General features: G+C 70.7%; 20 protein-coding genes and 3 pseudogenes. 12 read left to right on the forward strand and 11 right to left on the reverse strand.

The annotated features are described in order from the left end of the window. Positions 1-322: MmyB family transcriptional regulator (locus tag I8N67_RS42215; RefSeq protein ID WP_443729038.1), on the forward strand; the 322-nt coding region annotated here is incomplete at its 5' end. Positions 323-598: 276 nt separating this feature from the next. Here the strand turns inward: I8N67_RS42215 and I8N67_RS02935 are convergent. The 3 genes and pseudogenes from I8N67_RS02935 to shiA all read right to left on the reverse strand — a co-directional run. After that, the gene (locus I8N67_RS02935; protein WP_200300969.1) at positions 599-1,057 is read right to left on the reverse strand and encodes an SRPBCC family protein; all 459 of its coding nucleotides are present in this window, start codon (positions 1,055-1,057) and stop codon (positions 599-601) included. A 216-nt stretch (positions 1,058-1,273) separates the two neighbouring features. Continuing rightward, on the reverse strand, positions 1,274-2,254 hold the full coding sequence (locus I8N67_RS02940) for a zinc-dependent alcohol dehydrogenase (protein WP_200300970.1): 981 nt from the start codon (positions 2,252-2,254) through the stop codon (positions 1,274-1,276). A 143-nt stretch (positions 2,255-2,397) separates the two neighbouring features. Next, positions 2,398-3,723: pseudogene (gene shiA / locus I8N67_RS02945) on the reverse strand (shikimate transporter); the annotation flags it as partial. A 451-nt stretch (positions 3,724-4,174) separates the two neighbouring features. Between shiA and I8N67_RS02950 the strand changes: the two are divergent. After that, complete coding sequence (locus I8N67_RS02950) at positions 4,175-4,969, forward strand: IclR family transcriptional regulator (protein WP_307835131.1); 795 nt, start codon at positions 4,175-4,177, stop codon at positions 4,967-4,969. 99 nt (positions 4,970-5,068) lie between these two features. Here I8N67_RS02950 and I8N67_RS02955 read toward each other — a convergent pair whose 3' ends face one another. Next, the gene (locus tag I8N67_RS02955; RefSeq protein WP_200301107.1) at positions 5,069-7,165 is read right to left on the reverse strand and encodes an alpha-galactosidase; all 2,097 of its coding nucleotides are present in this window, start codon (positions 7,163-7,165) and stop codon (positions 5,069-5,071) included. Positions 7,166-7,454: 289 nt separating this feature from the next. On the opposite strand from I8N67_RS02955, the gene I8N67_RS44105 reads away from it, so the two are divergent. The 9 genes and pseudogenes from I8N67_RS44105 (at position 7,455) to I8N67_RS03000 (ending at position 16,228) form a co-directional block, all read left to right on the forward strand. Next, positions 7,455-9,443: a LacI family DNA-binding transcriptional regulator gene (locus I8N67_RS44105; protein ID WP_307835132.1), complete on the forward strand. Its 1,989-nt coding sequence runs from the start codon at positions 7,455-7,457 to the stop codon at positions 9,441-9,443. Beyond that, positions 9,371-9,724: a substrate-binding domain-containing protein gene (locus I8N67_RS02970; protein ID WP_307835139.1), complete on the forward strand. Its 354-nt coding sequence runs from the start codon at positions 9,371-9,373 to the stop codon at positions 9,722-9,724. Before I8N67_RS44105 ends, I8N67_RS02970 begins: the two co-directional genes overlap by 73 nt. A gap of 329 nt (positions 9,725-10,053) precedes the next feature. Next, complete coding sequence (locus I8N67_RS02975; RefSeq protein ID WP_200300973.1) at positions 10,054-11,322, forward strand: ABC transporter substrate-binding protein; 1,269 nt, start codon at positions 10,054-10,056, stop codon at positions 11,320-11,322. Next, the gene (locus tag I8N67_RS02980) at positions 11,271-11,420 is read left to right on the forward strand and encodes a hypothetical protein (RefSeq protein WP_200300974.1); all 150 of its coding nucleotides are present in this window, start codon (positions 11,271-11,273) and stop codon (positions 11,418-11,420) included. The genes I8N67_RS02975 and I8N67_RS02980 overlap by 52 nt, the downstream gene beginning before the upstream one ends. A gap of 564 nt (positions 11,421-11,984) precedes the next feature. Next, positions 11,985-12,869, forward strand: a pseudogene (locus tag I8N67_RS44960) (beta-galactosidase); the annotation flags it as partial. Positions 12,870-12,926: 57 nt separating this feature from the next. Then, entirely contained in the window at positions 12,927-13,769 is an 843-nt protein-coding gene (locus tag I8N67_RS44965; RefSeq protein WP_504740360.1) for a beta-galactosidase, read from the forward strand. A gap of 10 nt (positions 13,770-13,779) precedes the next feature. Next, entirely contained in the window at positions 13,780-15,060 is a 1,281-nt protein-coding gene (locus I8N67_RS44475) for an AzlC family ABC transporter permease (protein ID WP_372443616.1), read from the forward strand. Continuing rightward, on the forward strand, positions 15,053-15,382 hold the full coding sequence (locus I8N67_RS02995; protein ID WP_200300976.1) for a branched-chain amino acid transporter permease: 330 nt from the start codon (positions 15,053-15,055) through the stop codon (positions 15,380-15,382). The genes I8N67_RS44475 and I8N67_RS02995 overlap by 8 nt, the downstream gene beginning before the upstream one ends. A gap of 57 nt (positions 15,383-15,439) precedes the next feature. Then, positions 15,440-16,228 carry a thioesterase family protein gene (locus I8N67_RS03000; RefSeq protein WP_200300977.1) on the forward strand — a complete coding sequence of 263 codons (789 nt, stop codon included), beginning with the start codon at positions 15,440-15,442 and terminating at the stop codon, positions 16,226-16,228. Between the two features lie 13 nt (positions 16,229-16,241). On the opposite strand, the gene I8N67_RS03005 is transcribed toward I8N67_RS03000, so the two are convergent. From I8N67_RS03005 to I8N67_RS03015, 3 genes and pseudogenes are all read right to left on the reverse strand, one after another. After that, positions 16,242-16,661, reverse strand: coding sequence for an arsenate reductase ArsC (locus I8N67_RS03005; RefSeq protein ID WP_200300978.1), 420 nt, complete (start codon positions 16,659-16,661; stop codon positions 16,242-16,244). 197 nt (positions 16,662-16,858) lie between these two features. Continuing rightward, a pseudogene (locus I8N67_RS03010) lies at positions 16,859-17,539 on the reverse strand (aquaporin); the annotation flags it as partial. Positions 17,540-17,544: 5 nt separating this feature from the next. Further along, positions 17,545-17,922: an ArsR/SmtB family transcription factor gene (locus tag I8N67_RS03015; protein ID WP_200300980.1), complete on the reverse strand. Its 378-nt coding sequence runs from the start codon at positions 17,920-17,922 to the stop codon at positions 17,545-17,547. A gap of 121 nt (positions 17,923-18,043) precedes the next feature. Here I8N67_RS03015 and arsM point away from each other — a divergent pair, with 121 nt between their 5' ends. Next, positions 18,044-18,835, forward strand: a complete 792-nt coding sequence (gene arsM / locus I8N67_RS03020) for an arsenite methyltransferase (RefSeq protein ID WP_200300981.1) — start codon at positions 18,044-18,046, stop codon at positions 18,833-18,835. A 35-nt stretch (positions 18,836-18,870) separates the two neighbouring features. On the opposite strand, the gene I8N67_RS03025 is transcribed toward arsM, so the two are convergent. Genes I8N67_RS03025 through I8N67_RS03040 form a run of 4 tightly spaced genes read right to left on the reverse strand, consistent with a single transcriptional unit; the run spans position 18,871 to position 24,674 of the window. Further along, positions 18,871-20,880, reverse strand: a complete 2,010-nt coding sequence (locus tag I8N67_RS03025) for an acetoacetate--CoA ligase (protein ID WP_200300982.1) — start codon at positions 20,878-20,880, stop codon at positions 18,871-18,873. Next, positions 20,877-22,571, reverse strand: a complete 1,695-nt coding sequence (mhpA, locus tag I8N67_RS03030) for a bifunctional 3-(3-hydroxy-phenyl)propionate/3-hydroxycinnamic acid hydroxylase MhpA (RefSeq protein WP_200300983.1) — start codon at positions 22,569-22,571, stop codon at positions 20,877-20,879. Before mhpA ends, I8N67_RS03025 begins: the two co-directional genes overlap by 4 nt. A 22-nt stretch (positions 22,572-22,593) precedes the next feature. Beyond that, complete coding sequence (locus I8N67_RS03035; RefSeq protein WP_200300984.1) at positions 22,594-23,532, reverse strand: fumarylacetoacetate hydrolase family protein; 939 nt, start codon at positions 23,530-23,532, stop codon at positions 22,594-22,596. After that, on the reverse strand, positions 23,529-24,674 hold the full coding sequence (locus I8N67_RS03040; RefSeq protein ID WP_200300985.1) for a VOC family protein: 1,146 nt from the start codon (positions 24,672-24,674) through the stop codon (positions 23,529-23,531). Before I8N67_RS03040 ends, I8N67_RS03035 begins: the two co-directional genes overlap by 4 nt. Positions 24,675-24,999: the final 325 nt, after the last annotated feature.

Below are 24,999 nucleotides of genomic sequence, written 5' to 3' on the forward strand. Positions count from 1 at the left end.
AACCCCGATCAGCCCGCAGCGGGTCAGGCCCGGCCTGCACCTGATGCTGAACACCCTCGGCCACGTGCCTGCCTTCGTCCTCGGCCGCCGTGCCGACGTCCTGGCCTCCAACCGCCCTGCCCGCGAGGTCCTGACCGGCGTCGCCCGACCGGAGTCTTCGTCCCCCTACGTCCGGTGGCTGCCCTGTTCACCCCCGCCGGGCCGAGTACGCCTGCGCGGAGCTGAGGCGCTTCGCCACCCGCCCGTCACGGACACCGCCCCTCCCGCCCCCACCGTCCCCGATCCCAAAGTCCATCACGAGGCCCCAGTAGTACCCGGATGAGGCTCAACACCGTCCGTCGCCCACGATCGCAAAGCCGCCGCCCGGCAGAAGGCGACGAACTCGTCCTGCCGCCCTCGCACCAGGACCGCCCCCGCATTCCCCGCACCGGCGGCAAGCCCGTAGACCAGCGGCGGCAGCCGACTCGGACCGACTTCTGGGTCGCTTCGCCCCCGCTTGACCCCAGCTCCTGCGGCAGCACCGTGGACCGAACGCCTGGCGACCGAGCCGGACGTCACTTCTCGCACGACCAGGTCACCAGCAGCGCACGAGGCAGGATCAGCCAGGCTGGACGCGTCCGCGCCAGGCGCCGGATTCGGTGCCTCGGTTCTCGATGTATTCCTTGAAGCGTTGCATGTCTCCCTTGATGCGCCGGTCGATCACACCCAGGGTGTCCCCGACCTTCTCGGCGACCCCGCCGGGCTCGACGTCCATGGAGAGCTCGACACGGGTGTGCGTGTCGTCCAGGCGCTGGAAGTGGACTGTCCCTTTCTGCCGGGTGTCGCCGGTGGTGGTGCGCCAGGTGATCCGTTCGTCGGGGAGCTGGTCGATGATCTCGGTGTCGAATTCCCGCTGGACTCCGCCGATCTTGGTGGTCCAGTGGTTGTGCCGGTCATCGAGCTGCCTGATCTCCTCCACTCCCTCCATGAACTGCGGGAATGTCTCGAACTGCGTCCACTGGTTGTAGGCGGTGCGGACGGGAACGTCGACCTCGACCGCTTCCTTGACCATGCTCATCTGTGCGCCTCCTTCTCTCTGGACGGCTGCGACAGGCGGGCCCATCACGTGGGCCTCGGCACAGCGGACGCATACCCCAGACTTGCCCGTTTCAAGCCATTTTGCGGCGATACATAATGATGCCGCCTCCTGGCGTGTCGGCCATCCCATGACCACCGGGCGCGATCCGGTCAGTTGCTCGCCGCGCGTGCCGCCGAGGCCGACCCTCGCGATGGGCTACGCATGACGGTCCGCCCCGATGCCGATCCAGGTCTTCCCGGCACGTTCGGCGGCTCCGGCGAAGGCCTGTCGGGCCTCGTGCAGCGCGAAGCGGGCCTCGATGACCACCCCGGGCCGGGCCTCGGGGAGTTCGGTGATCGCGGTGGTGAAATCGCCGGGGTGGTCGTAGATCATCGAGCCGCGGAGCACCAGCTGACGGCGGACCACCTCGTCGGTGGTCAATGGAAGCCGGTGGGGATTGAGGCCGATCAGGATGACGGTGGCGCCCGGTGCGGCGCGGTACACGGCCGGGCGCAGGGCCGGTGTGTGGCCTGAGGTCTCGAAGACGTAGGTGAACCCGGTGCGGCCGTCGTCGGCTGTCGCGCCCAGCCGTTCGGCGCGGGCGAGCCGCTTCGGGTGCGGTTCGGTGACGACCGGTTCGATGCCGAGGCGGGACAGGATCAGGCAGACCAGCAGGCCCTGTGCTCCGGCGCCGACGACCAGACAGCGGTCCGCGGCCGTGACGCCGCTGCGGCGTACGGCGGCCCGGGCCACGCTGTACGGCTCGGTGGCGGCGAGGTCGGCGCCTGTGGTCCCGTCGGGGACGGGGTGAGCGAAGTGTGCGGGAAGGGACACGCGTTCGGCCAGGACGCCTGGGGTGTTCAGGCCGACGATGTCCCGGTGTGCGCAGGCCGAGGTGAGGCCGGTGAGGCAGTCCGCGCACTTCAGGCAGGCGTAGTTGGGTTCGATGACGACCTGCTGGCCCACGGAGCGGTCCCGTACGGCGCTGCCGACGGCGGCGATCCGTCCGAAGCCCTCGTGGCCCATGATCCAGGGCATCGTGGGCGGCCGGCGCCTGCCGTGGAAGACGGCCAGGTCGCTGCCGCACAGACCGACACCTTCCATCTCCACGACGACGTCGTACGGGCCGTGGCCGGGCTCGGGCCAGTCGTCGACGGTGTCGATCCGGCCCGGTGCCGTGAGGACAGCTGCTTTCACCAGAACTCCTAGCGGTCCACTAGACGGAACAATCGATCCGCAATGCGGTCAGAATACGGCGTGGGGGGGGCCCCAACAAGACCGGGGGTGCCGCCGACCTCGGCTTCGGTCGGCGGCACCCCCGGGAGGAAGACGCGGGGAACTCAGGCGGTCGCGCTCTCCGTCGCCGCGCTGTGCGGCCGTACCGCCTTGGGGACTCCGGCCGTTTCGTCGCCGCCTCCCATCCGCAGCGCGACCAGGAAGGAGATGGCGCAGCCGAGGGCGAAGTAGCCCGCGACCAGGTACCAGGAGCCGTCCGCCCAGATGACCAGGGAGCCGGCGATGAGGGGGGTGAAGCCGCCGCCGATGGCGCTGGCGAGCTGGTAGCCGACGCCTGCGCCGCTGTAGCGGTACTCGGGACCGAACATGTCGGTGAACAGGGACTGCTGGACGGAGACGGCCATGTCGTGGGCGATGTTCACCAGCAGCACCGCGCAGGCGATGATCAGCACCAGCGAGCCGGTCTCCATGGCCCAGAAGTACGGCACGGCGCTCAGGACGCCGATCGCGGCACCCGAGCAGTAGATCCGGCGGCGGCCGAAGCGGTCGGCGAGATAGGCGAAGGCCGGGATGGTGATGATCGCGAGTCCGCCGACGGCCAGGTTGACGTTGAGCAGGCTGTCGCGGTCCAGGCCGAGTTCGTCGGTACCGTAGGCGAGGCCGAAGGTCGTGACGCCGTAGAAGGTGAACAGTTCCACGAAGCGCAGCCCGATGATGGCGAAGAAGCCCTTCGGGTTGGACTTCACGGCGGCGATCAGCGGCACGCGCGGCTTGACGTCCGCAGCCTTCGCGGCGACCTCCTTGGTGAAGACCTCGGACTCCTCGACCTTGGCCCGGATCACCAGGCCGACGATCACCAGGAACGCGCTGACCAGGAACGGGATCCGCCAGCCCCAGGCACGGAAGGCCGCGTCCGACGTGGAGCCCGACATGACCTTGGTGATCAGGGTGGCGAGCAGCAGGCCGACCGAGGCGCCGACCTGGACACCGCTGCTGTAGAGGGAGCGCCACTTGGCGGGCGCGTTCTCCACCGCCATCAGCGCGGCGCCGCCCCACTCGCCGCCGACCGCGAAGCCCTGTGCGGCACGCAGCACGACGAGGAGCACGGGTGCCCAGAGCCCGGCCTGCGCATAGGTGGGCAGTACGCCGATCAGTGTGCTGGCCACGCCCATGATCAGCATGGTCAGGACGAGCATCCGTTTGCGGCCGAGCCGGTCGCCGAAGTGGCCGAAGACGATGCCGCCCAGCGGCCGGAAGAGGAAGCCGACCCCGAAGGTGGCCCAGGCGGCCAGGGTGCCCACGGCCGGCGAGGCGCCAGGGAAGAACAGGTCGCCGAAGAGAAGGCCGGCGACGATGCCGTAGAGGAAGAAGTCGTACCAGTCGACCACGGCCCCCATGAAGCTCGCGACCGCCGCCCTCTTGGCGACACCGGACCCGGGAGTACCACCGGTATCACCTGCCGTGGCCGCGAATTCTGGGTACTGCTCATCTCACACACTCCATTGGATGCTGCGGCTCTTCCGGCCCGACAGTGCCGCGCGAGCGGCGCGCGGCACGACGAAGGACGGACACGGAGGGCGGCGGTGGGGACAAAAGACATGAACGGCGGCGGGCGCTCCTGGGTGCGGAGCCGACCGTTGCCGGCGAGCCGGGACGTCGCCGAACGGTGCGGGCGGCGACCCGCATCAAGGAGGTCCGTTCAATGGACCGTGCGAACCAAGTAGCGGAAACATACGAGCCACGGTTTCCGCACATCAAGGGTTACGACGAAATTTCTGAGGTTTTACGGTTCCATTGGTCCACCAGGCGGACTACGGTCGTGGTGAGCGTGACGGGCAGCGGTGCTGCGGGTCGCCGACGACCGGTATGGGGAGGACGTCCGTGGAGGACAGAGAAGCACAGGCCGAGACCGGCAGGGAACAGCCGGGCACGGGCGTACGCAGTGTGCGGCGCGCGCTGGACATCCTCAACCTGCTGAGCGAGGAGCGTCCGGTCGTCACCCTGCGCGAGATCACCGACGCCACCGGGCTGGCCAAGACCACGGCGCTGCGCCTTGTGCAGACCCTGGAGGAGAGCGGCATGCTGTGGTCGCACCCCTCCGGCTACACCGCGGGCCCCGGCCTGTGGCGCTGGGCCTACCTGGCGCGCAGTCAGTGGGAGGTGCCGCAGGAGACCCGCAAGGTCATGCGCGACCTCGCCGACCGGCTGGGCGAGACGGTCAACATCTTCGTCGCCCGCGACACCCACCGGGTCTGCGTCGCCCATGAGAAGAGCCCGCACCCCTTGCGCCATGTCGTCGACGTCGGCGACGAACAGCCCCTGTGGGCCGGCGCCTCCTCCAAGATCCTGCTGCGCGACGCCTCCGACACCCTGCTGCGCCGCGTCGCCGCCGCCTCCCCCGAGGGCGCGGCATACGCGGAACGGCTGCGGGACTGGGCGCGGGACGCCGCGCAGCGCGGCTACGCGGTCAGCAGCAGCGAGTGGGACGACGGCCTGACCGCCGTGGCCGTCCCGGTCACCAGCCGCTCCGGCACGGTCATCGCCTCCCTCTCCCTCAGCGGGCCCAGCCACCGCTTCCCGTACGAGGCCGTGGAGCGCTTCGCCACCGATCTCGCCGAAGCGGCCACACTCATCGCGGCCCAGGGCTTCAGCCATCCACTCGGCCAGGACGGCTGACCCCCGGTTGCCCGCGGCGCGCCCGCCGGCACGGTGGGCTCCGCGGCTTTCGCCCGCCTGTCGCGTCAGTTCCGAGCCGGTCTCGGGCCCGCCGTCCCGTCACCCTTCGCGCCCCTGTGTCGCCGGAGCCGTGTCGAGACGGAGGAGTACGGCGGTGTCGGGGCGGGGCAGTGAGACGGTGAGCTGCCCGAGGGCGGCGTCCCAGGCAGCCGTGGCGTCGGCGGTGGCCGGGTAGAGCAGCGTGGGACGCAGGTGGGTGCCGCGCAGGTGGGGGATCTTGAGGGTGCGGGTGCTGTCGTCGGTCCCGTGCTGGTCTCGCGGGCCCGGGACGTGCTCACCGGCGGTCGGCTCCCGTCGCCACAGCGTGAGCCAGGTGGCGTCGTGGCCACGCCGGCCGTAGGCGATCCAGGGGTCTTCCCACACGGGCAGCCCGAGCGGCCAGAAGGGGAGGCTGTCGGGGATCTGTGAGCGTATGGACTTGTGGACGGTGATGCCCTGGCGGACGAGGTCGAACTGCTCCGGGCTCATGCGGTCGAGGAACCCGGACAGGTGGATACGGCCCTGAAGCGCGCCGGTGAGGGTGAAGGCGATCTCGTCGGGGGTGAAGTGCGGCTGCGGGTAGGCCCACACCGCGGCCTGTTCGGGGGTGGCCCCGGTGGCTGCCGCCGCGGCGATCGGCGGATAGCGCAGCGGGTCCTGCTGGTCGCTGGTGGACTGCAGCTGGACGACCGCGAGCTGGGCGTAGTCCATGCGCAGGCCGCCCGAGGAGCAGTTCTCCAGGACCAGGTGGGGGTACCGGTCGAGGAGGGAGCCGAGCCAGTCGAGGTAGGCGCGGTGGTGCCCGAGCAGGCCGGCGCCCGCGCTCTCGGCGCCGCTCTCGGTGCCGGCACCGACGTTGATGTTGTAGTCGAACTTCAGGTAGCCCACTCCCCAGTCGCCCACGATCCGGTCGACGACCTGGTCGAGATGGGCGCGGGCGGCGGGATGGCGCAGGTCCAGGTGGTGGCGGCCGTGTTCCGTCACACGGACTCCGCCCCGGTGGAAGAAGGCCTCGGGCGGGAGGGCACGGGCCAACGGGCTGCGTACGCCGACCACTTCGGGCTCCAGCCACAGTCCCGGAGTCATCCCGTGCTCTCTGATGTCGTCCAGGACCCGCTGGATACCGCCCGGAAAGCGACTCCCCGAGGCTTCCCAGGCCCCGACGGCGTCCCACCATCCCTGGGCGTCGTCGTCGTACCAGCCGGCATCGATGACGAACACCTCGGCGCCGGCCGCTCCCGCCGCTTCGACGAGCGGCAGGAGTCTGTCGGCGGTGGGGTCGCCCATCAGGGTGTTCATGTAGTCGTTGTAGATCACCGGGAGTGCCGTGTGGTCCGGGTGACCGCGGCGGATACGGCGGCGGTAGGTGGTGAGTTCACCGAAGGCGGCGTCCAGACCGCCCGCCTCGACCCCGACGAGGACGGCCGGGACCGTGGTGAACTCCTCGCCGGGGGTCAGGGTCTCGCGCCACTGGTGGTGGGCGTCGTCGGGGCCGAACAGAGCGACGTAGGCGGCGCCTTCCCGTTCACCGGTCTCGTAGCGCCAGCCCGTGCCGGACTCGATCTGCCAGAGCCAGGCGCGGCCCGCCCCATCGGTGAGCGCGGCGGTCGGCAGGTGCCGTCCCGTCGACCAGCTTCCCTGTGAGTACCGCTCGAAGCAGCCGCGCCCTTCGTGGCCGTGGGCGGAGCGGCTCAGGGGGACGATGTGGTCACGGAACGGGGCCTCGCGCCAACGGCACTCGGCGAGCCAGTCGTTGTCCGCCCAGTGCAGGGCCAGGCCGTCCAGGGCTCCCGAGGCGTCCACGATGCCGCCGAGGGCCAGGGTCGACACGCTCTCCAGCCGAAGCGGGGTGCTCCCCTCGTTGACCAGGCGCACCTGCGAGCGGAGGAAGCCCGCGCCGGGGCAGGTCCGCAGGGTGATGTGGGCGGCGAGGCCGGTCTCCGGGTCCGCCAGTCTGATGGTGGTGCACTGCCAGTTCCCGTCCTGGCCCGTCTCGTGGCCGAGGTAGGTCAGTCGGTCGCCGATGGCGGTGTCGATGAAACGCTCTCCCGACCAGGTGCGGCCGTGACCGGTGGCGGTGACCTCGACCAGGGGGAGCAGGCGGTTCCAGTCCTGGCCCGGTGCTCCCAGCCTGACCGACCCGGCGGGATCCGCCATGACGTGCAGTCCGAGGGCCTCGTGGGACCAGAGAAGAGACCTCTCGGCTGCTTCGACGGCAGTAGTCAACGCGGTTTCCCTTCCGTGGAGTGCGATCTTTCGCGGCCTGTCGTAGGCCCGTCGTAGGCCTTCCGTAGGCCTACGACGGGCCTACGGAAGGCCTTTCGCCGACCGCCGTCCGGTGCCGCAGCGGCGGTGCGTGCGGTGGCCCTTGTGTGATCGCCGCGTAAATCCGCGGCTTCCATCTATTGACGACGGTCATGTGACCGGTCACAATCCTCGCATTAATGTGACCGGTCACACAAGCTCCGGCGGCATCCGGGGCCCCGGCCAGGAGCTGCGGAAGACCGCCAGTATTCGCGACGTCGCACAGGCGGCGGGCGTCTCCCACCAGACGGTCTCCAGGGTCATCAACGGCCACCCGAGCGTCCGCGAGGAGACCCGCGAGCGGGTCGAGGCGGCCATCGACACGCTGGGATTCCGGCGCAACGCCACCGCGTTCGCACTGGCCAGCGGTGTGACCCGGGCCGTCACCGTGCTGACCTCGAACACGACCCTCTACGGCTACGCGGCGACCCTGCGGGGCCTGGAGGAAGCGGCCCGCGGCGCGGGCTACACGCTGGGCGTGAAGGTACTGACGCCCGGGGACGACCTGGACCGCACGATCGCCTCGGCATCGGCCGCCGGCGGCGGCGGACTTCTGGTCATCGGATTCGACCGGCTCGGCGCGTCGGCTCTGCGCCGGGTCCCGGCGGACGTGCCGTGCGCCGCGGTCGTCGAAGCTCCCCCACACGGCCGGAGACCTCCCCGTCCAGCCGTGTGGGCGGACGACCGGGAGGCGGCCCGCGCCGCCACCGCGTATCTGCTGGGGCTCGGGCACCGGACCGTTCACTACGTCGCGATCCCGACGTCCGTCGGCGCCCGGCGCTCACAGGGTCCACGGGCGCAGGGCTGGCACAAGGCGCTTCAGGAGGCCGGCGTCACCCCGCCCGAGCCCCACGGCGGCAAGGGCTGGGACGCGCGGGCCGGTTACGAGGTGGGAGAAGAACTCGCCCGCGACCCGGGTGTCACAGCGGTCCTCTGCGGCAACGACGATCTGGCGCTGGGCGTACTGCGCGCCCTGCACCACGCCGGGCGCCGGGTGCCCGAAGACGTCAGCGTGATCGGTTTCGACGACGCCCCGCACTCGGGGTTCGTCACTCCCGCCCTCAGCACCGTCCGTATGGACTTCCGGGGGCTGGGCCGCGACGCCTTCGCGCTCCTGCGCGGCCAGGTGGAGAGCGACTACCCGCCTCCCGCGCGGACCTCCCTCGGTACCGAGCTCGTCGTCCGCGAAAGCTCCGGGGGCTGGGGCGCGTCAGCGGCGGCCGGATCGGTTCCTCCGCCGGACCCGCTGCCGGACCCGCTGCCCTCTCAGCGATCATCCGTCTTCCCGGCACGGCGCTGCCCGGGGCCGCGCCCGCCCGAGCCGTTACCTCAAGGTTCTACGCGGGATCTTGCGCCCGCGGCGGCCCGTGCTTACGCTCCCGACGCCCAATCGATCCGCATCGACGATGGCAGGAGGTTCCAGACCGTGTTCACCAGCAGGGATGTGGCGCGCCTCGCCGGCGTGTCGCAGAGCACCGTCTCGTACGTCATGACGGGCAAGCGCCCGATCTCGGAGGAGACCCGCAGGCGGGTCCAGGCCGCGATCGACCTGCTGTCCTACCAGCCGAACGCCGGGGCGCAGGCGCTGGCCAGCCGCCGTACGCGGGTCATCGGGCTGGTGGTCCCGGTCGGCGGGGATCTGGGCAACACGGGTGTCGTGCCGTTCCTGGAGACGATCACCCAGTGCGCTCGGGAGGCCGACCACGACGTGCTGCTGGTGACCGCGGACGAGGGCGCCGCGGGGCTGACCCGGCTCGACGGCCGGTCGCTGTGCGACGGGATCGTGCTGATGGTCATCACGGCAGACGACGAGCGTCTCCCGGTGATCCCCTCGCTGCGCGTACCGGTGGTCCTGATCGGCATCCCCGAGGACCCCGCGGATTTGTACTGCGTGGACATCGATTTCACCCAAGCCGGCCGGCTCGCGGTACAGGAGTTGGCCGGCACGGGCCACCAGCGCATCGTGGTGATCGGACATCCGCCGCACACGGTGGCCCGCGGCAACAGCTTCATCGGTCAGTTCCAGCGCGGTGTCGACGAGAGGCGGCCTCCGCCGGCATCCGCACCGGGCTCGTCCAGCTACCGGAATCCACGCCGTCGGGCGCCCGCATCGTGGTGGACCAGGCACTGAGCGGCGCCGAGCGGCCCGACGGGCTGATCGTGCCTCACACGTCGGCCATCCCCCATGTGCTGGGAGCCCTTCTCCAGCGGGGAATGGTGCCCGGCCGTGACATCTCGGTCGTCGGGCACTGCACCGACTCGGCGGCCGAGGCGATGGAACCGGCGGTCACGAACGTCTCCCACGCACCCCGTGAGATCTCCGTCGCGCGATGCGCGCCCTGTTCGCCTTACTCGACGACGAAGGCGGGACCCCGCCGCCGTACGGCGTCGAGCTGGTCCCTTCCCGGCTGACCCGCCGTAGGACGACCGTCACCACCCTCAGCCGCTGAACGGCGGACCCACGCCCCGGTAGGGGCGACCCACCGAACGGCTACCTCTGTCACGCCCGTCGTCGATACGGATCGACGACACCGCACACCGCTCCGCACACCGCCGCACACCGCCACTCATCGATCCATCATCGATACGCATCGACGAATCGTCGGCACAGCCCAGACGGCTCTCGGCGTCCGGATCACACCAGCGAACCCAAGTCACCGTCCAGCGAACCCAAGTCACGTCCAGCGAACCCAAGTCACGTCCAGCAAACCAAAGTTGCACTGCAGGTAAAGGAGCCACCAGTGTCCGACCACGACAGCAGAACCCCTTCCCGGCCCGCCCCGAAGCGGCGGTACCTGGCCGCGATAGCTCTCACGACGGCCACCGCTCTGACGGCTGCCGCCTGTAGCTCCTCGGGAGACTCGACCGATGCCGCGGACGGGCCGGTCGAGCTGACGTTCTGGGTGAAGACGCCGTTCCCCGACAGCAAGGTCCTGCTCGATCTGTGGAACAAGCAGCACCCCGACATCAAGATCAAGATGGACATCGTGGCGGCCAGCGGCAACACCATCCCGCAGGCGAAGCTGCTGCTCGACGTCAAGGCCGGCAAGGAGCCCGACGTCGCGGCCTTCGACACCCAGTACCTGCCGCAGTTCGTCACCACGGGGTCCCTGCTCGACCTGAACACCGTCGACGGAGGCAACGCCTCCGCGCTCTCCGCCAACTTCGAGTCATGGGCGTGGAGCACGGTCCACGTCGGCGACGGCCTGTACGGGCTGCCCGTCGACGCCGGCCCGCTGTCGCTGTACTTCCGCAAGGACATCTTCGAGAAGTACGGCCTGAAGGTGCCGACGACGATGGCCGAGTACGTGCAGGTGGCGAAGGACCTGCACAAGAAGGCCCCCGACGTGTACCTGGCCGACTTCCCCACCAACGACGCGTCCGTCTTCAATGCGATGGCCTGGGCCAATGGAGCGAAGCCGTTCAAGGTGAAGGGCGACACCTGGGTGGTGGACATCGCGGGGAAGGAGTCCCTGGAGGTCGCGAACACCATGCAGGAGCTCATCGACGACCAGGTCGTCATGACGCTTCCGCACTTCTCCAGCGAGTGGTCGCAGGCCTACAACACGGGCAAGCTCGCCTCCTGGATGAGCGCCGCCTGGGCGCCCGGCCCGCTGAAGTCGTTCGCGCCGAAGACCGCCGGCAAGTGGAGCGTCGCCCCCATGCCGCAGTGGACACCGGGAGTGGAGGCCAGCGGCAGCTGGGGCGGGTCCTCGACGGTCGTCTTCAAGAAGACCGAGCACCCCAAGGAAGCCCTGGAGTTCATCAAGTTCCTCACCACGAACCAGCAGGTGTGGTCGGACTACTGGATTCCCAAGATCACGGTCTATCCGACGAACCTGAAGGCCCAGAAGTCCGAGGCGCTCACCAAGCCGGACGACTTCTTCGGGGACAGAAGATCTACGACACGATCGCCGCCTCGAACCACGCCGTCGCCCGTGACTACAACTACGGGCCGGTGGCCAACGAATGGTTCACCACCGAGCAGGACTACCTCAGCAAGGCCGTGAACGGGGAGATGACCCTGGCCGAGGCGCTGAAGGCGACCCAGAAGTCGGTCGTGGCCTACATGCGCAAGCAGGGCATGAACGTGACCGAGGCATCCTGATGACAACCACCCTCGACAGCGCTCCTCGTACCCGCGGGTACGAGGAGCGGGGGAAGGGCCGGCCGCCGAGACTGCGCCAGGACCGCCGGCGCCTGCTGGCCGCCTACGGGTTCCTGGCCCCGTTCGCACTCGTCTTCGCCGGACTCTTCTTCTACCCGATCGGCTACGCCGTCTACACGAGCATGTTCCAGCAGGAGTTCAGCGGCCTCGGCTTCGGCGGGTCCGAGCTGAAGTTCGTGGGGCTGAGCAGCTACGTCACCGTCTTCACCACCCCGGAGTTCTACCAGGGCGTGCTGCGCCTCTTCGCGTACGGCGCCGTGGCGGTCCCCCTCATGCTCGGCCTGGCGACCGTGCTCGCGCTCCTGCTCGACTCCCGGCTGGTCGTCATGAAGCGGATGTTCAGGGCCATCTACATCCTCCCCTACACCGTGCCGGGCGTCATCGCGGCTCTGCTGTGGGGATTCCTGTACCAGCCGGGGCTGAGCCCCATCGACTCGGCCACCCGGGCCATGGGATTCGGCGAGGTGAACCTGGTCGGCACCGACCTGATCCTCCGCGGCCCCGCCCTCCTGGCTCGCCCACGAGCATCCCGAGACACTGCCCGTGGACGGCGAGGGCCGCCGGATCGCCTTCGGCTCCCGCTGCCACTACTGCCAGTCCTCACCGGTCTTCCGGCACTACGCGGCGCGGATCACCGAACGGCTGGCCGAGCGCTACGCCGGCCATCCCGCGCTGGCCATGTGGCACATAGGCAACGAGTACATCGGCTTCGGCTGTCACTGCGACGCCTCCGTCACGCACTTCCGCCGCTGGCTCGCCGACCGCTACGGCACGGTCGAGGCGTTGAACGACGCCTGGGGCACGGCCTTCTGGGGCCAGCGCTACGACTCCTTCGACCACGTCGGCACCCCCGCCGCCCGTTCCCGGACGGTGTCGGGCCCCAACCCCGGCCAGCTGCTGGACTTCGCCCGCTTCTCCGACGCCGCGGCGCTGGAGTGCTACCGCGCCGAACGCGACATCGTCCGGCGACACACACCCGAACTGCCGGTCACCACCAACTTCATGGGGTCCTTCAAGCACCTGGACTACTGGCGCTGGGCCGCCGAGGAGGACGTGGTCACCCTCGACGTCTATCCGGGGCCCCAGGACCAGGAGGGCCCGCTGCTCGCCGCCTGCAACTTCGACCTCATGCGCTCGCTGCGCGGCGGCAAGCCCTGGCTGGTACTGGAGTCCGCCACCGGCCGCAATCTCACCGACGTCCGCAACCACGCCCGCCCCGCAGGGCAGTTGCGGCCGCGCTCCCTGCAGGCGGTGGCCCGGGGCGCGGACTCGGTGATGTTCTTCCAGTGGCGCGCCTCGCGGGCCGGCGCCGAGCGCTTCCACTCGGCCATGGTCCCGCACGGCGGCACCCGCACCCGTACCTGGCGCGAGGTGACCACCCTGGGCAAGGACGTGGCACGGCTGGCCGAGCTGTCGGGGGGCGTCCGCGACCGCGCCGACGTGGCGGTGGTCCTGGACTGGGAGAGCTGGTGGGCTCTGGAAGGCCCCGACCACCCCGCCAACGACCTGCGCTTCACCGACCGCCTGCTCGACCACTACCGCCCGCTGTGGGACGCCAACATCGCGGTCGACTTCGTCCGCCCGCACAGCGACCTGAGCGCCTACCGGTTGCTGGTCGTGCCCAACCTCTACCTGGTCGACGACGCGGGCGCGGACAACATCACCGAGTACGTTCGCGCGGGCGGCCATCTGCTGATGTCGTACTTCTCGGGCATCGTCGACGAGCACGACCGGGTACGGTCCGGCGGCCACCCCGGCGCCTTCCGCGATCTGCTCGGTATCGAGATCGACGAGTTCGCGCCGCTGCGGCCCGGCGAGACGTGCGGGCTGCGTCACGCCGGCCACACCGGCACCGCCGTCGAATGGCAGGACGTCATCGACCTGGCCGGCGCCGAAGCGCTGGCCGCCTACACCGACGGCGAACTGAAGGGCGGGCCTGCCGTCACCCGGCACCGTTTCGGCACCGGCACCGCCACCTACCTCGGCACCTCGCCCGACCGCGAGACCCTGCGCCGCCTCGTCCTGGACTGTGTCACCGGCGCCGGGGTCACGCCCGCGCCGGCCACCCCCGAGGGCGTCGAAGCGGTGCGCCGCCGCGCCGCCGACGGCACCGAGCACCTCTTCCTGCTCAACCACACCACCGACGAGGTGACCGTCGACCTCGGCTCCGGGCTGTCCCAGCCCGTCGACCTGCTGGCCGACGACCCCCAGATCGCCGCCACCGGCCGCCTGCGCCTGCCTCCCTACGGCGTCGCCGTCGTGCGCGACGTCCCCCGCAACCAACCCTGAGAGAGGAAGCATGAGACGCCAAGTCACACTCGGCCTACTCGCTGGCATGCTCATGATCAGCGGAATCGTGTCCCCCACCACCAGCTACGCGGCCAACGCCCAACTGGCCGTCGATCTGTCGCAGACCACCGGAGACATCGCGCACGGCGCGTCGGGATTCCTCTACGGCATGGGCAACGCCGGCGTCACGACCGACAACGTGCTCCAGCCGCTGCACCCCCAGCAGGCCGCGCAGAAACCGCAGGGGGGACTTCAGCACCCCAGCGGCGACGCGTTCGACGTGGCTCCCCAGTACCTGCGGGCGGGGACCAAGGAAATCCAGATCTACATGCAGGACATCTACCGGTACTGGCCCTATGAGGAAGCCGGCCTGACCGACTACCTCAGCAAGATCGACGACATGGTCGCCGACGTGAAGGCCGACCCCAACTACGGCAAGTACGTCTACGTTCCGTTCAACGAGCCGGACTGGATCTGGTACAGCGGAATGTTCAGCAACACCACGACGCGGCAGAAGTTCTTCGACGACTGGAAGACGGTCTACAACCACATCCGCGCGCTCGACCCGACAACCAAGATCGCCGGCCCGGGCTTCGCCAGTTACAACAGCCGGACGATGGCAGAGTTCCTGGCCTACGCCAAGGCCAACGACGTCGTCCCGGACGTCATCACCTGGCACAAGCTCCAGAACGACTTCTTCACCGACTACTACAACCACTACGACCACTGGCGTGGCGTGGAGTCGGACCTGGATGTCCCCGAGATCCCCATCGTCGGCCTGGTCGTCGCCGCGGCTCCGTTGGCGTCGATCGCCGTCGCGGCGTTCATGGTGAACGTCCGGCACGTCTTCTACGCCCTGTCCTTCCCCCTGCACCGTGTGAAGGGCCGCGTCGGCAAGGCGTACAGCACCTTCGCGCTCTGCGACGAGGCGTACGCGCTGACCTCGGCCGAGCGGGCACGCTCCTGGTCCAGCCCTCGCATCCTGTGGCTGCAGCTCTTCCTGCACCTGTACTGGGCGGGCAGTGCGACAGCCGTGGCCCTGCTCGGCTCCCTCATCCCCGAGAGCGTCACCGGCCTGGACTTCGCCCTGACCGCCCTGTTCACCGTGCTCGCCCTCGACGCCGTCCGCGATCTGCGCGGCGACCTCCCCACCCCCGTACTCGCCGTCCTCAGCGCCCTGGCCGCCCGGCTCGTCCTCCCGAGCCAGATGCTGATGGTCGCCTTCGCCCTGTTCACCGCCGGGCTGCTGGCCCGGCACTTCGCGGCCGGCAGGAGGCCGAGCCGTGCCTGACGCCCGCTACGCCATCGCCGCGATCATCGTCACCGCCGCCGTCACCTGGGCCCTGCGCGCCCTGCCCTTCGCCGCCCTCGCCCCGCTGCGGGCCAGCGGCACCGTCCAGTACCTCAGCACCCGCATGCCCGCCGGCGTCATGCTGATCCTGGTCGTCTACTGCCTGCGCGACCTTCCCCTCTCCCAGACAGACGCCCTCGCCCCACTGGCCGGCCTGGCCGCCACCGTCGGCCTGCACCTGTGGCGCCGCGACGCCCTGCTGAGCATCCTCGGCGGCACCGCCGTCCACGTGGCACTCGCCAGTACGGTCTTCGCCCGCTGACACCCCGTGCCGTCGCGCCGTCATGCCCCCGTCCCCGACCCGAGAGGGAGCCACCCGTTGAACCCCGGCAGCTACTACGAGCCCATCGACGAGCACCGGTACAAACCCCCCTCGAACGCGAGCGGCGCATGGGACCCCGGCGAACAGCACTTCAGCCCGCTCGGTGGCCTCATCGTCCACGCCATCGACCGCCACCTGACCGCCCGGCCGGACAACGGCCTGTCCCTGTCCCGGACCAGCTTCGACATCCTCGGGCGCCTGGCCCTCGACGAGTGCGAGATCCGGGTGGAGACCCTCCGGCCCGGCCGCACCATCGAACTGCTCGAAGCCGTCGCGCTCGTCGCCGGCCTTCCGGTGGTACGCGCCCGGGCCTGGCTCCTCGCCTCCCACGACACGACCGCCGCCGTCGTCGGCGGCGGCGGCGGCGGAGCCGGCGTGAGGCTCACCCCTCCCTCGGCGCTCGCCTCCTGGCCGCTGACCTCCGTGTGGCCGGGCGGGTACATCGCCTCCCTGGACGTCCGCCCGCTCGCCCCTCCCCGGCCGGGCCGCGCGACCGCCTGGATCTCCACCTCGCTCGACCTCGTCGCCGGGCAGACCGCGAGCCCGCTCGCGTCCTACGTCGCCCTCGTCGACACCGCCAACGGCATCGCGGTGCGCCGGCCGCCCACCGCCTGGATGTTCCCCAACGTCGACCTGACCGTCCACCTCCACCGCCGGCCCGAAGGACGCTGGACCGGACTCGACACGACGGTGACCTTCGGCCCCACCGGCCAGGGCGTCACCAGCACCGTCCTCCACGACACCGCCGGCCGATCCGGCGCTCCCCCCCCAGGTCTTCGCCGGTAGCGTCCGCTCAGGTTCAACCGATACCCAGCTCGGCGATCAGGTCGCGTACGCGGTGCTCGATCGCGTCCCGGATCGGGCGGACGGCCTCGACGCCCTGGCCTGCGGGGTCGTCCAGTCGCCAGTCCAGGTACCGCTTGCCGGGGAAGACGGGACAGGCGTCCCCGCAGCCCATCGTGATCACCACGTCCGACGCCTGTACGGCGTCGGTGGTGAGAAGTTTCGGGCTCTGGGTGGAAAGGTCTACGCCGATCTCCTTCATCGCCTCGACCACCGAGGGGTTGACGGTGTCGGCGGGGGCGGAGCCGGCGGAGCGGACCTCGACCTGGCCGCCGGCGAGGTGGGTGAGGAAGGCGGCGGCCATCTGGGAGCGGCCGGCGTTGTGGACGCAGACGAACAGCACCGATGGGCGCGGGGAGGGGGAGAGAGTGCTCATGGCGGGTGTCTCTTCTCGCGGCGGGGTCAGGGAGAGGCGAGTTCGGGGTTGGCGTGCGGGACGACGACGTCGACGGCTTGGGCTTCGGGTCCGGCACCGGGTCCGGCACCGGGTCCGGGTCCGGCACCGGGTCCGGCACCGGGTCCGGGTCCGGGTCCGGGTCCGGCTTCGGCTTCGGCTTCGGCTTCGGCTTCGGCTTCGGCTTCGGTGGGAGCGCGGCCGTAGACCGCGGTAACGACGCACAGGCCGAGTGCGGCGCCGGCCAGTTGGGCCGCGATGAACGGGGGGACGGAGGCGGGCGCGATCCCGGCGAAGGTGTCGGTGAAGGCCCGGCCGACCGTCACCGCGGGGTTCGCGAACGAGGTGGAGGACGTGAACCAGTAGGCGGCCCCGATGTACGAGGCCACCGCGACGGGGGCGACGGTGGCGCGGCCCACCCGCTCCAGCCCGAAGACGAGCGCGATGAGCCCGGCTGTCGCCACGGTCTCGCCGAGCCAGAGGTGGCCGGCGGAGCGGTCGTGGCCGGAGAACGTGACCAGCGGTCTGGCGAACATCGCGTCGGCCAGCACAGCGCCGCCGATCGCCCCGGCCACCTGCGCGGGGAGGTAGACGGCAACGTCCCGCGAGGTGAGGCCGTCCGCGGTGCGGCGGCCGGTGAACCAGGCGGCGAGAGTGACGGCCGGGTTGAAGTGCGCGCCCGAGACCGGCCCGAACAGGGCGATCAGCACGCCCAGGCCGAAGACGGTGGCGAGCGAGTTGGCGAGCAGTCGCACGCCGACGTCGGGTGACAGCTCGCTCGCCTGGATCCCGGAGCCGACGACGACGGCCACCAGCAGGGCGGTGCCGACGGCCTCGGCGGCGGCGCGGCGGGCGAGCGGGGGCCTCACTCCGTCGCCCCGGCGGCCTGCGGTGTCGTGAGGAAACCGGCCAGGTGGTCCAGAACGCCGGGCAGCACCCAGTAGTACACCCAGGTCCCCCGCCGTTCGCAGTCGATGAGGCCGGCCTGCCGCAGCAGCTTGAGGTGGTGGGAGATCGTCGGCTGCGAGAGGTCGAAGGCGGGCGTCATCTCACAGACGCACACCTCGCCGCCGTCCCTGGAGGCGATCATCGACAGCAACCGCAGCCGCACCGGATCGCCCAGGGCCTTGAACACCTTCGCCAGCGCCGCCGCCCGCTCGTCGTCCAGCGGTGCGGAGGCGAGCCCCTCGCAGCAGGCATCGGCCGTCTCCTGGCCGAGCAGCTCAAGCCCTTGTTTCGACATGGCTCTATGTTGACGTTTTTCGAATCAAGGCGCAAGGTTGCATCAACAAACATCAATACAAGCCGTTCCGGGGCCATGGCACCGCCGTGCCCCGCCATGGCCCGTCACCCAGGAGTGAGTCATGAGCGAGCAGTCCACCGATCTGCGCGAAATCGTCCGCCGGCGGTACGCCGCAGCGGCCGTGCAAGTCACCGAGGGCGGCACGACCTGTTGCGGTCCCCAGCCGGTCGAGGTCGACGAGAGCTTCGGCTCCACCCTCTACGCCGCCGACGACCGCGACGCCCTCCCGGCCCAAGCGGTCGCCGCCTCACTCGGCTGCGGCAACCCCACCGCCGTCGCCGAGCTCCGCGAGGGCGAGCGCGTGCTCGACCTCGGCTCGGGCGGCGGCATCGACGTCCTGCTCTCCGCGCGCCGCGTCGGACCCACAGGCAAGGCGTACGGGCTGGACATGACCGAGGAGATGCTCGAACTCGCCCTGGCCAACGCGGCGAAGGCGGGCGCGACGAACGTGGAGTTCCTCAAGGGCACCATCGAGGCCGTCCCGCTGCCGGCGGACACCATCGACGTGGTGATCTCGAACTGCGTGATCAACCTGTCCACCGACAAGGCGGCCGTGTTCGCCGAGACCTTCCGCGTGCTCAGGCCCGGCGGGCGCGTCGGCGTCTCGGACGTCGTCGCCGAGGACACCCTCGCACCCGAGCAGCGGGCCGAGCGCGGCGACTACGCCGGCTGCATCGCCGGTGCGCTGTCCTTCACCGAGTACCGCCAGGGGCTGGAAGCCGCAGGCTTCAGCGACATCGAGATCACCCCGACCCACCCGGTCGCCGACGGCATGCACTCCGCCATCGTGCGCGCGGTCAAGCCCACCCGCCCCTCGACCACGGTCGCCGAGGCCGAGGCAGCGAGCGGCTGACGGCACGTGCGCCCCCGGCGCGCGGGTGAGGGTTGTTACGCCGTCGGATCCGCTTGGGCGTCGTCTCCGGTGCGTGCTGCGCGGTTTCGGCGTTCGGTGCCCAGGCGGGCGTAGTGGGCGATGAGGTCGGGCTCGTCCACAGTCGCGGGGTTGACGACCTGCTCGACCGGGGCGCCCTGGAGGAGGCGCTTGACCGGGACCTCCAGTTTCTTGCCGGTGCGGGTATGGGGGATGCCCGGGACTTCGAGGATCTCGTCGGGGACGTGGCGCGGTGAGGCGCCGGTGCGGATGGCGTCGCGGATGCGGTCGCGGAGGGTGTCGTCCAGGGTCACCCCGGCGGCGGGGACGACGAAGAGCGGCATCCAGTAGCCGCCGTCGGGCTCCTCGGCGCCGATGATCAGGGCCTCGGTGATCTCGGGGAGGCGTTCGACGACGTCGTGGATGTCGGCGCTGCCGAGGCGTACGCCGTTGCGGTTCAGCGTGCTGTCGGAGCGGCCGTGGACGATCACCGAACCGTGACCGGTGACCGTGATCCAGTCGCCGTGTCGCCAGACGCCGGGGTAGGAGGAGAAGTACGCGTCGCGGTAGCGGGCGCCTTCGGGGTCGTTCCAGAAGGAGAGCGGCATCGAGGGCATGGGGCGGGTGACGACCAGTTCACCGACCTGGTCGGTGACCGGGACGCCCTCGGAGTCGAACGCCGCCAGGGCCACGCCGAGATGGGGTGCGGACAACTCCCCAGCCCAGACAGGGGTGTTGGGCGCACTGCCCGCGAAGCCGGACACCACGTCCGTACCACCGCTGATCGAGGCCAGCAGCACGCGGTCGCCCACGTGGTCGCGGACCCAGGGGTAGGCGGAGGCGGGGAGGGCGGAGCCGGTGCAGCCGACGACGCGGACGGCCGACAGGTCGTGCGGGGAGGGGTCGATGCCGAACTTGGCCATACCGAGCAGGTATTGGGGGCTGGTGCCGAAGACGGTCACCCGGTGGCGGGCGGCCAGCTCCCACAGGACGTCGAGCTTGGCGAAGGGCGCCGGGCTGCCGTCGTACGTGCAGGTCGTGGCGCCGGTCAGCAGCGTCGAGGCGACCAGGTTCCACATCATCCAGTGGGTGGTGGTGTACCACAGGAGGCGGTCGCCGGGGCCCAGGTCCGAGTGCAGGCCGAGGGTCTTGAGGTGCTCCAGCAGCACACCGCCGTGGCCGTGGACGATGCCCTTGGGCAGGCCGGTGGTGCCGGACGAGAAGACGACCCACAGGGGGTGGTCGAACGGCACCGGCGTGCAGATGAGTTCCTCGGTACGGGTGGACGCGTCCTCCCACGGGACGATCAGCGACGGGTACGTCTGCGACGGCCAGGACAGGCCCACGTGACCCACCAGCAGGGTGGCCTTCAACGTCGGTAGCGCGCGGGCCAGTTCGAGGGTGGCGTCACGGCGGTCGTGGGTGGTGCCGTTGAAGAGGTAGCCGTCCGCCGCGATCAGCACGGTCGGTTCGAGCTGGGCGAAACGGTCGGCTGCCGCCTGGGGCGCGTAGTCCTGACCGCACACCGACCACACGGCGCCCAGGCTCGCGGCGGCGAGGAACGCGACGATCGCGTGCGGGGTGTTGGGCAGATAACCGACGACGCGGTCGCCCTGCGCCACACCCAGGTCCCGCAAGGTGGCGGCGACGGAGGCCACTTGGGCGCGCAGCAGCTTGCCGGTCACCTCGTGTCCGGAGCCGGTCTCGTCGAGGGCGACGATCGCCACGTGGTCGTCCGTGAGGTTGCGCAGGGCGTGGTGGGCGTAGTTGAGGGTGGCGCCCGGGAACCAGCGGGCGCCGGGCATGGTCTCCTCGGCGAGGACCCGCTCGTACGGGGTGGCCGCGTCGATGTCGAAGTACTCCCACACCGCGCCCCAGAAGCCTTCCAGGTCGGTGACCGACCAGTGGTGCAGAGCGGCGTAGTCGGCTCCGTCGATCCCGGCGCGGCGGGCGAAGTCCATGATGCGGCTGTCGGCGACGGCCTGCGGATCGGGCGTCGTGAAGGGGTCCGGGTACGGCCTGGTCATCGTGTGGCGCTCCTCAGCGGGCTTTTCTCGACGGTCCGTGGGGCAGGGCGGGGGCTGCGTGTGGTGTGCAGGAGGGACGCCCAGGCGGCGGTGTCCGTGAAGTCGCGGCCGCCGGCCGGGACGACGTCCATGACGACGCGGTCGGGGCGCAGCAGTACGGCGTCCGCCCGGCCGGCCCGCAGCCAGGCGGCGAGCGTGCCGTCGTCCCCGAGGTCGGTCACGGGGACCGCCCGGACACCGAGGCCTTGGGCGAGCGCGGTCAGCGAGGGCCAGGGCTCGCCGGCGGTCAGGACGGTGAAGGAGTCGCCGAGCAGCTCGTCGAGCCGGGTGCGCCGTCCGTCGGCGCGGGCCCACGGTTGCGGGCAGTGGGTGCCCACGAGACCCCGGCGGACGCGGCGTCGCACGAGGGGGCCGGCGGCCAGGGGCGGGCTGAGGTCGCGGCCGGCCGCCCTGGTCAGGCCGGGTATGCGGCAGGCGGCGGCCAGGAGCCTGCGGCGCAGTGCGGCGGCGCCGTCCTGGCCGCCGGTCATGGCCCAGCCCAGGGCGACCGCGAGCCGGATCACATGGCGGGCGTGCGGCTTGCGTTCGCTCTCATATGTGTCCAACAGGCGCTCGTCGCCGCCCTGTTGGAGGACGCGGGCGAGCTTCCAGGTGAGGTTGTAGGCGTCCCGCAGGCCCGAGCACAGGCCCTGCCCGATGAACGGCGGGGTGAGGTGGGCGGCGTCGCCGAGCAGGAAGATCCGTCCGCTGCGCCACCGGTCGGCGATGCGCGCCCGGAAGGTGTACTGCGTCTCGCGGACGATCTCGAAGTCCCCGTCGTACGAGGGCGGCAGCCACGGGGCGACCAGCTCGCGGACCGGCTGCTCGCCGTCCCGCAGGCGGAACTCCCAGCGGTAGCGGTCCTCGCCGACGCGCATGAAGGTGGCCGGCCGGTCGGGATCGCAGACCTGGTCGACCCCTTCCCAGCAGCGGACGTCGGCCTTCGTCCGGACGTCGATGACGGTCCAGTGTTCCTCGAAGCGCAGGTCCTCCCATGCGGCGCCGATGGCGTCGCGGGTGAGGCTGCCCGCGCCGTCGCAGCCAAGGACCGCGTCGGCCCAGAGGTGATGCTCCCCGTCGTCGTCGCGGTAGGTGACGCGCACGGGGCCGGCGGTGTCGGGGCCTTCGATGGCCAGGCCCGCGGTGGCCGGGCCCACCACGCCGGTGCCCTCGACGCCGGTGGCCTCGACGCCGACGGCCTCGACGCCGGTGACCTCCACGCCGCCCCGCAGTTCGCACTCCGGGCGGTCGGCCAGGGCGTCGCGCAGCAGTCGTTCCAGCTCGGGCTGGTCGAACATGCTGGTCTGCGGGTAGCCGTGGTGGCCGTGTTCGGAGCGCCGGAACTCGGCCATCACCCGGTGGCGGGCGTCCAGCAGCCGCAGCCCGGCCGCCGGGCGGGCGATCGCGGTGAACTCCTCGCCGACGCCCGCGGCCTGGAGAATCCTGCGCACCTCGTCGTCGGTGGCGACGGCGCGCGGGAGCGGGTAGACGTCCTGGTGGCGTTCGAGGACGACACTGCGGACTCCGCGCCGGGCCAGGAGCAGGGCGGCGGTCACGCCCACCGGTCCGGCGCCGATGATCACGACGGGGGCGTGGTCGCTCTGTGCCGGCCCGGGCGCTGTGTCCCGAGGTCCGGCCTGGTTGGCGGTCATGTGCGGCTCACCTTTTCGGGTCCTACTTCGCGTCGGTGACGGGCGTGCGCTGCTCGCCGAGGTCGATCCGGCCGTCCCCGGTCGAGATCGTCGCGGTGATCACGTCGCCCTGACGCAGGTAGTGGGGGTTCCTGGCCTGGGACTTGAAGAACGCCTTCCACTTCACTGCCGGCGGCAGCAGCGCGCCGATCTTCTCGACCGCCTTGGGCGGGGCCTTCAGGGCGGTGCCGCCGGGCGTCCCGGTGAGCAGCAGGTCGCCGGTGTCCAGGGTCTGGAAGCGGGCCAGCAGGGTCAGCGCCTGTGCCGGGCGGACGATCATGTCGGCGAGGGTGCGGTCCTGGCGCGGCTCGCCGTTGACCGACAACTTCAGCCGCAGGTCCAGGAGACGGTCGAAGTCCGCCGGCTCCAGCAGGGTCAGGTAGGGGCCGGTCGGGGTGAAGGTCGGGTACGACTTGCTCTCGTAGAACTGCGTCTTGGTCAGCTGTACGTCGCGGCCGCTGACGTCGTTGGTGATGACGAGCCCGGCGACGTACGAGGGCAGGTCCCGCTCCTCGACGACCGTACCGACGGGCAGGGACGCGCCCATGACCAGGCCGAGTTCGATCTCGTAGTCGAGGAACTTCACATGGGAGGGCCGGACGACGGCTTCCGTGGGGCCGCTGACCGAGCCGGACGCCTTGCGGAAGAAGGCGGGCGGGATGTCGCCGGTGAAGCCCGAATCGCGTGCGTGGCTACGGTAGTTGACCATCTGAGCGACTACCCGGCAGGGGGTGGTGACCGGCGAGAGTGCGACCAGGTCGGCGACGGGCGTGCCCGTGTCGTCCGACAGGGCCGCCTCTCGTACGGCGTCGCGGTCGGCGAGCAGCTCGGCGGTGGTGACGGCCTTGGTGTCGACGGCGACGGCGCGGCCGTCACACACCACCCACCAGCCTTCGGCGGTGCGCAGGACGTTGGTGCTCATGAGTTCACAGCTTTCAGCAGGCCCAGCAGACGGGCGGGGTCGAGTTCGTTGTCACCGCGCAGGGCGTGCAGCACCTCGCGGAGCTTGGCGGGGGAAGGTGTGGCGCCGAGGAAGTCACGGGTGGCGGGCGGGCCCCACTGCGCGAGGCCGCTCGTGGACATGGGCGCCCAGCCGGGTTCGAGGTCGTGGGAGAACAGGTCGCCGTCGGCGAAGTGCTCCAGCATGAAGTGGTCGGGGTCGCGCCAGTAGTCGAACAGCTGACTGCCGTGGATGTGCCGGCCTATCCCCCAACTGCGCTTGTAGCCACGCTCGTTCAGGTACTCGCCACCGGTCGCGAGCGCGTCCAGGTCGGTGACCTGGTAGGCGGAGTGGACATAGCCCGTCCCCGGTCCCAGGTGCATGGCCACGGTGTGGTGGTCGGCCGCCACGCTGCCCAGATCGCAGCGGATGAACGCCATCGTCGGACCCCGGTCGCGCTGGCCGTCCAGGAACAGGAAGTCGGACACGATCATGCCGAGGGTGTCCAGATACCAGTCCAGGGCGCGGGTGAACACCCTTGTCTCCAGCACCACATGGCCCAGCCGCTGGATGCGGGAAGGCTCGCGCGGAGGGCGCTGCATGACGTTGACGCGACGGTGATCGGTGCCGAAGTTGAGCAGCAGCGGCTGCTGTCCGGGCAGCTCGGGCAGCCGTTCGGCGCAGTGCACCACCCGGACCGGGAGGCCCGAGGGGTCGAGCAGGTCGACCACCTTGCCGCCGCCGGGCACGTCCGCCTCCCGCACGTCGGTGCCGGTGGCGCGCGCCAAGCGGTCCAGGTCGGCCCGCTCGGCCGCCCGGAACGCGGGGCCGATGAACCGGGACGTACGACCGCGCCGGATCACCATGCAGGGCGAGCCGGCGAAGGTGCCGCGCAGCCAGAGCTCCCGCTCGGTGCGCGCGGCGATCTGGAAGCCGAAGTCAAGGGCGAAGACCTCGGCCCGGTCCAGGTCCGGCTTCTCGAACTCCAGCCAGGCCAGGTCCGCCACCTTGATCACGGGATTCCGGGATCTGCCCGGATGCTCGCCGCGCAGGGCGCCCTGCTCGCTGTGGAGGTCCTGGTGGGCCGTCTTGACATCGGCCCCGGTGACGCGGGTTTCAGACACGGTGCCCTCCAAGCAACATTGCCGTAATGAGGAAATCATCAACTGTGACAGTTCTGTCGTCAAGTCGTTCGCGACAGGAAATGATGAATTCATCAGGGCTGCGACCTCCATCACGCCACTGGGCGCATTCTGCGCACGCCTACGCCGGCTCCGCCCGGCGATCGCCCGGATGCCGGCACTCGCGCCCCCGGCCCGCGGCCGAGCGGATCGCGTTCGCGGCGGCTCGGCCAGACCTCGATGCGACCCGCCGGCGTTACGGATGCGTTCCGAACTCTTGACGTCCGCCTTATGACTGCGTAGACATGCCCCCGTAACACATGACTGC

This window comes from Streptomyces adelaidensis, assembly GCF_016598475.1.
Taxonomy (GTDB): Bacteria; Actinomycetota; Actinomycetes; order Streptomycetales; family Streptomycetaceae; genus Streptomyces; species Streptomyces adelaidensis.